Source organism: Staphylococcus sp. 510 (genome assembly GCF_057219715.1).
Genome location: NZ_JBXVVK010000011.1, coordinates 98,990 through 105,326, shown reverse-complemented (window position 1 = coordinate 105,326; position 6,337 = coordinate 98,990). Strand labels below are relative to the sequence as shown.

Genomic DNA, 6,337 nt, shown 5'->3' with positions numbered 1-6,337 from the left:
CGTTGCTGGTAAAAATCTTGTCCCCAAACCAGCTGCTGGAATAATTGCTTTTTTTATTTGTTTCAAAGTCTCTACTACTCCTTTAAATTAAAGTATGAAGCTTAATCATATTTACCTTATCTTATCATTAAATAAACATTGTGCCTAGTTATACCTATATTATGAATATCACACTATTTTAACATTTGATTTTAATTGACCAAAACTTATCATATCCTTTATTTCATTCTCTGTTTATTGCAATCAAATCAATGGCATAGTATTATTGAAGTATAAAAATACAACTAGCAACCATTCGACTAGTCACTAGGTGGAAAAACTAAGCAACATATTTTGAGCGTTAACTCAATTCATATGTTTTACACAAACAGCTTTTAAACTCGTCTTATTCACAGTAAGACGGGTTTATTTTTTCGCTCGAATGTGCTTGATAAACAACATAACAATATATGTAATAGTTACTGCTAGTGGTATGTACACAATAATGTGTAAAGAAAACTACCGACTGTTTCCAGCCGGTAGTTACATCCTCAATGTTATACAAATAAACTAATAAATAAGATAAAGATGATGCCTGATACTGAAATGATTGTTTCTAGTAATGACCATGTTAAAAATGTTTCTTTAACTGTTAGTCCGAAATATTCTTTGAACATCCAGAATCCTGCATCGTTCACATGAGATAAAATCACACTTCCTGCACCGATTGCCAACACAACAAGTGCGACATTGGCATCTGAAGCTTGCAGTAATGGCATCACAATACCTGTCGTAGATATGGCGGCTACAGTTGCAGAACCTAGTGCAATTCTGAGTACTGCAGCAACAATCCATGCAAGTAGAATTGGTGACATGTGTGTACCTTCGAACATTTTGGCGATCGTATCACCGACACCACCATCGATAAGGACTTGCTTGAATGTACCGCCACCACCAATGATTAATAACATCATGCCTATGGGATAAATAGCTTGAGTAACTGATTCCATGACATGGTCCATTTTTCTATGTCTTAATATGCCCATTGTAAATATGGCAAAGATAACTGCGATCAACATAGCTGTACCGGCATTACCAATTAAATAAATAATTGATTCAAATGCATTTTTAGGTGAATCATGTCCTGTGATAAGTTGTACTAATGTTGAAACGAGCATTAAGATGACTGGTAATATCGCTGTTAAAATACTAATCCCAAACCCTGGCATTTCTTCTTCAGTAAATTCCTTTTGAGCACCTAATGCTGAAATATCTCCCTCTCTACCATATGCAGATGGAATGATTTTTTGTGCGATTTTATTAAATAATGGTCCTGCGATTAAAGTAACAGGAATTGAAATAATAATACCGTAAAGGAGTACATGACCAATATTCGCTTTTAATTCTTTAGCTATAACCACTGGTCCAGGATGTGGCGGTAAGAAACCATGTGTCACTGATAATGCTGTAACCATTGGTAATCCAAGTTTAAGTGTAGATACATTCGCACGTTTGGCTACTGTGAATACTAATGGAATTAATAACACTAATCCCACTTCAAAGAATAAAGCGATACCGACGATAAATGCAGCAACGAGCATCGCCCACTGTACATGTTTTTGGCCAAATTTGGCGATTAATGTATCGGCAATGCGTGTTGCGCCACCCCCATCAGAAAGTAGCTTCCCTAATATCGCTCCTAGCCCAAAGATAAGTGCAATATGTCCTAGCGTACCACCCATACCCTTTTCTATCGTTTCCATAATTTTATCTAGTGGCATACCTAGTAATAAAGCAGTAACTATTGATGTAATGATTAGAGAGATAAAGGTATTCAGTTTTAAAAAGATAATTAAACATAATAAGATTACAATTCCTAAAACAACGCTAATTAACGGCCAAATTTCTGTAAACATGGCATTCCCCTTCTTCCTATAATGTGTCTGTTCTTATTTACAAAGTTGCTCGAATTCGAAAGTGGCAAAGTGACGTTGTAACTTAACTATGCAATGCTATCTGTGTCTCGCACTGTTATAAATCAAACCATATGCTGTCGTTGAAATGCGGCAATCTCACTATACGTGTCGGTTAAAGAACGACTAATATTGATAAAGATACTTACAAGTTGTTGATAAATATCGACGATTTCTGAATCAGGTTGATGTTCATTTGTCGTACCTACCATTTGTTCAATTACTGAGAAGTCATCAATTTCACCGAGTGCTTTCATACCTAATACACATGCACCTAGACATGAACTTTCATAGCTTTCTGGCACACTTAAATGTGTGTCAAAGATATCTGCCATCATTTGGCGCCAAATTTCACTTTTAGCAAATCCACCTGTTGCTTTGATTGTACTTGGTGTTTCATTCATCACTTCTATCAAAGCTAGATAAACTGTGTATAGATTGTATAAAACGCCTTCTAAGGCAGCACGTATCATATGTTCTTTCTTATGAGATAGTGTTAAGCCGAAGAATGACCCACGTGCATCGGCATTCCATAATGGTGCACGTTCTCCAGCAAGATAAGGATGGAAGATTAAGCCATCTGCGCCTGGTTTAACACGACTGGCGATTTGAGTTAATACGTCATAAGGATCAACACCTAAACGTTTGGCTGTTTCGACTTCACTTGCTAATATCTCATCACGAAGCCATCTTAAGATAACGCCACCATTATTAACTGGTCCACCAATTACGTAGTGTTCATCTGTAAGGACATAACAGAAGATACGACCTTTATCATCCGTTCTTGGTTTATCTATGACGGTTCTAATAGCACCAGATGTACCAATAGTAACGGCGACTTCACCTTTACGATAACTATTCACGCCTAGATTAGATAACACACCATCACTCGCACCAATAACTACTGGGGTATTTTCATCGACACCCATTAATGTAGCGTAGCGTTTCTTCATCCCTTTTAAAATATGTGTTGTGGGCACTAATTCTGGTAGCTGCTGACGTGTGATACCTAATAAATTTAATACGTCGTCATCCCAATCGAGTTGTTCGAGATTGAACATACCAGTAGCTGAAGCCATGGATTGATCGATCACATATGTCTCATATAGTTGATATAAAATATATGTTTTAATATCTGCAAACATGGCAGTACGATTGAATATATCTGGTTGTTCATGCTTCATCCAAAATATTTTCGATAATGGTGACATAGGATGGATAGGTGTTCCTGTTCTTCTATAAATATTAAAACCATCATGTTGTTGATTAATTTGGTCGGCATATTTACTTGCTCGATTATCTGCCCAAGTTATATTCTCTGTTAAGCGTTGATGTTGTTCATCCATCGCAACTAAACTATGCATTTGGGCACTAAATGAGATTAATTTAATATCTTCCTTAGCAATATTTGCTTCTCTGATTACATATTTGACAGTCATCAATACTGCATCAAATAATTCATCTGGATTCTCTTCAGACACATCAACATTTGGTGTATGTAATTCATAACCGATGTTATGTTTCATAATGAATTGTCCATTTTCATCATAAAGTACTGATTTGGTGCTTGTGGTACCAATATCGACACCAATCATATATTTCATATCTTATCTCTTCCTTTCTAAAATATTAGCGTAACCAAAATCCTTCTATATCTTTACCTACATCATCAAAGTTTAAATGAAAGGCTTGTCTCAACGTCTCGGCATTTTTATTTTCAACTGCATCTACAAAGACATTGTGATTTCGATGTATACGTTCAAAATCATTAGGATCTTCCGACATTCTGCGTCTCATCGATAGGAGAATGAGTGACTCCATTACTGGTTTCAAATGATTCCAAAATGTTCTGAGATATTGGTGATTTGAAGCTAAAATCATAGCTTCATGAAATTCAAAGTCATGTTTCGTAAATGATTCAGCATCTTCAAATTGTACTGCTACTTTCATCATTTCGAGTTGCTTTTTCATTTCTTTAGCTATCGGTTGTGTATCTTGAGATCTTAATCTAGAAAAGGCAAACGACTCTAACATTAAACGTAAGTCATATAGTTCTCTTTTTTCTTGTTCACCAAAAGGTAAGACTTGTGCCCCCATTCGTTCTAAATGAATGAGTTGATCTGTTTGTAATAACTTGAATGCATCTCTAACAGGCGACCGACTAACATTAAATTGTTTAGCTATTTGATTTTCAGTCAATAGCGTTTCTGCTTGAATATCACCTTTAATAATCCCTAATCTTATTTCTGCAGCTATCGCCTCACCTGTAGTTAAATGTCGCTTCCATTGTTCTGGATAGCCATATGTCATAGCTCACACCGCACTTTCATTTGTCGTTCTATACTTGTATACAAGTATATTAATACATGACGTACATTTTTGCAAACGCTTACTTTTATTCAAACCATAAAAAGCCTCGATTATTTAAGTAATCGAAGCTTTAACAGGCGGACTAAATTATGAAGATTGAGCTGGTGTTTCAATACAATAATGGATTTCATGACAATTGGGAATACATTTTGCAAATAGCATACGTAATTATTCTTGAATCCATTGTTTGATATGATCTACAACACCTAATTCTTGGTCTGACTTTGTTTCTAATACACTTGGAAAATCAAGATGGCCAATTCCTTCATATACGATTTCTTTTGTTGTGCCACCATAAATTTTGAATTGTTCTAATGTCGCTTGTGAATCTGTATATGGAATAATCTGATCCTCTTTACCGGACATGAATAGTATCTTTGGAAATGTTTCTATGTCTTCAATATCTGGTAGGTAATCAGCATTAATCGTATATAAAATATCTGTGATAATGGTCTTAATAGGTGCGACGAATTGGAATAGTTCAATCGCATTTTCTTTTTGTGCAAATATCGTTTTATCGAGTATGTATTGTGGCAAATTCTTCACTGCATCGATTTCATCTTTTAAAATGTCTCGCTTACTATCTGAGGTAAATAATCGTGCTAACATACTACCATCTGGTGTGATTTTTGCAGCACTGTTTAGATAAATCAAATGCGAAATAGGTAGCGTATTAAATTTCAATAAACGTGTAGCAATCATACCACCCATAGAGTAACCAACTACTTTTATTTCTGACAAATGTTGTTCCGTCACTATTTGACTTAATACATCATAAACGCGCTCTGAATAATCATCTAATGTGTGGTTATCTCTTTCAATTTCAGAACTCTTACCTCTACTAGGGCAGTTGATAAATATCAGTTTGTATTCTCTCATGTATGGTTCAAACATAGTCATAATTTTATATGTAAGTAATGCGCCATGAATAAAGACAATAACCTCTTTGGAATTAGGATTACCTGCATATATCACTTCACTTTGCTCATTTTCATAATTATTTAATTGGTATAGTTGTGTTTTAAAATTTTGCTTATTCATCTTAACCCTCTAATTCTAAAAATCATATTATATATATTAAATATTTTATCATATTACTTTAATTAAAATCCTTTTTGCATAAAAATAAGTAGTAAGTCGTCATTCTTTTGTAAATTGGCGACCTACTACTTTATTCATCTTTCTTTAATGGTGATGTTAATCATCCTTAGATATTTCAGTATGAATCTGTTGCATTTTACTTTCTACATCGGTAATCTCTGTTGCACATTGTTCTAATAGTCCTTTATATTTTTCAGTATTGGCATTATTTTTATAACGTATTTTATGTTCTAGACTCGCCCACATGTCCATACCAATCGTTCTAATTTGAATTTCTACTGGAATAATTTCTACAGAATCTGCTAAAAATACTGGAATCGACACCACAATATGTAAGCTGCGATAACCATTTTCTTTAGGATGTTCAATATAGTCTTTGCGCTTAATTAATTTGACATCTTCCTGTTTTAATAACATCTCTTCAATAACATAAATGTCGTCCATATAATTACATATCACCCTAATACCAGCGATATCCATAATGTGATCTCTAGCACTTTGTGCACTAATGTCTAAGCCTTTTCGTTTAAGTTTCTTAACTAAACTCCCCATCTCTTTAACACGTCGTTCCATATGGTGTATGGGATTATGTTTATATCTATGATTGAAATTATCGTCTAAAATGCTTAACTTGGTACTTATTTCTTTAAGTGCAGATGAATAAATGTGATCGAGTTCAACAAATCCTACTAAAATATCAAATGCTTCATCACCATTTTGAATAGCACTCAAACTATTTTTAAATTCGTATCTCAAGTCTTCAAGGTATAATGATGGTTTTCTCTCTACATACATATGATTTCCTCCATCTCTTTTATCACTTTCATTATATCGAAGTTCAATGATAATAAGAAATAATTGCATTCCCTACTTTAGTCGTAAACAATAAATCAGGCTATCCCTGATATGGAGAT

At 34.4% G+C, this 6,337-nt stretch carries 5 protein-coding genes; all 5 read right to left on the bottom strand.

The window, feature by feature from the left end; genetic code table 11:
- Window positions 1-536: 536 nt before the first annotated feature.
- Window positions 537-1,895 (bottom strand): gluconate:H+ symporter, encoded by a 1,359-nt coding sequence (locus AC2D8K_RS09660; protein WP_049424485.1) that lies wholly within the window; start codon window positions 1,893-1,895, stop codon window positions 537-539.
- A gap of 122 nt (window positions 1,896-2,017) precedes the next feature.
- The gene (gene gntK, locus AC2D8K_RS09655; RefSeq protein ID WP_124228170.1) at window positions 2,018-3,556 is read right to left on the bottom strand and encodes a gluconokinase; all 1,539 of its coding nucleotides are present in this window, start codon (window positions 3,554-3,556) and stop codon (window positions 2,018-2,020) included.
- 25 nt (window positions 3,557-3,581) lie between these two features.
- On the bottom strand, window positions 3,582-4,262 hold the full coding sequence (locus tag AC2D8K_RS09650) for a GntR family transcriptional regulator (RefSeq protein WP_002450423.1): 681 nt from the start codon (window positions 4,260-4,262) through the stop codon (window positions 3,582-3,584).
- A gap of 228 nt (window positions 4,263-4,490) precedes the next feature.
- Window positions 4,491-5,363, bottom strand: coding sequence for an alpha/beta fold hydrolase (locus AC2D8K_RS09645; protein ID WP_002450424.1), 873 nt, complete (start codon window positions 5,361-5,363; stop codon window positions 4,491-4,493).
- 156 nt (window positions 5,364-5,519) lie between these two features.
- A complete protein-coding gene (locus tag AC2D8K_RS09640; RefSeq protein WP_002450425.1) occupies window positions 5,520-6,218 on the bottom strand; it encodes a GTP pyrophosphokinase in 699 nt (232 codons plus the stop codon).
- Window positions 6,219-6,337: the final 119 nt, after the last annotated feature.

What these genes read in the sequence shown, in the direction of transcription:
- AC2D8K_RS09660 (WP_049424485.1), bottom strand. Translation starts at nt 1,895, where the DNA reads ATGTTTACAGAAATTTGGCCGTTAATTAGCGTTGTTTTAGGAATTGTA.
- gntK (WP_124228170.1), bottom strand. Translation starts at nt 3,556, where the DNA reads ATGAAATATATGATTGGTGTCGATATTGGTACCACAAGCACCAAATCA.
- AC2D8K_RS09650 (WP_002450423.1), bottom strand. Translation starts at nt 4,262, where the DNA reads ATGACATATGGCTATCCAGAACAATGGAAGCGACATTTAACTACAGGT.
- AC2D8K_RS09645 (WP_002450424.1), bottom strand. Translation starts at nt 5,363, where the DNA reads ATGAATAAGCAAAATTTTAAAACACAACTATACCAATTAAATAATTAT.
- AC2D8K_RS09640 (WP_002450425.1), bottom strand. Translation starts at nt 6,218, where the DNA reads ATGTATGTAGAGAGAAAACCATCATTATACCTTGAAGACTTGAGATAC.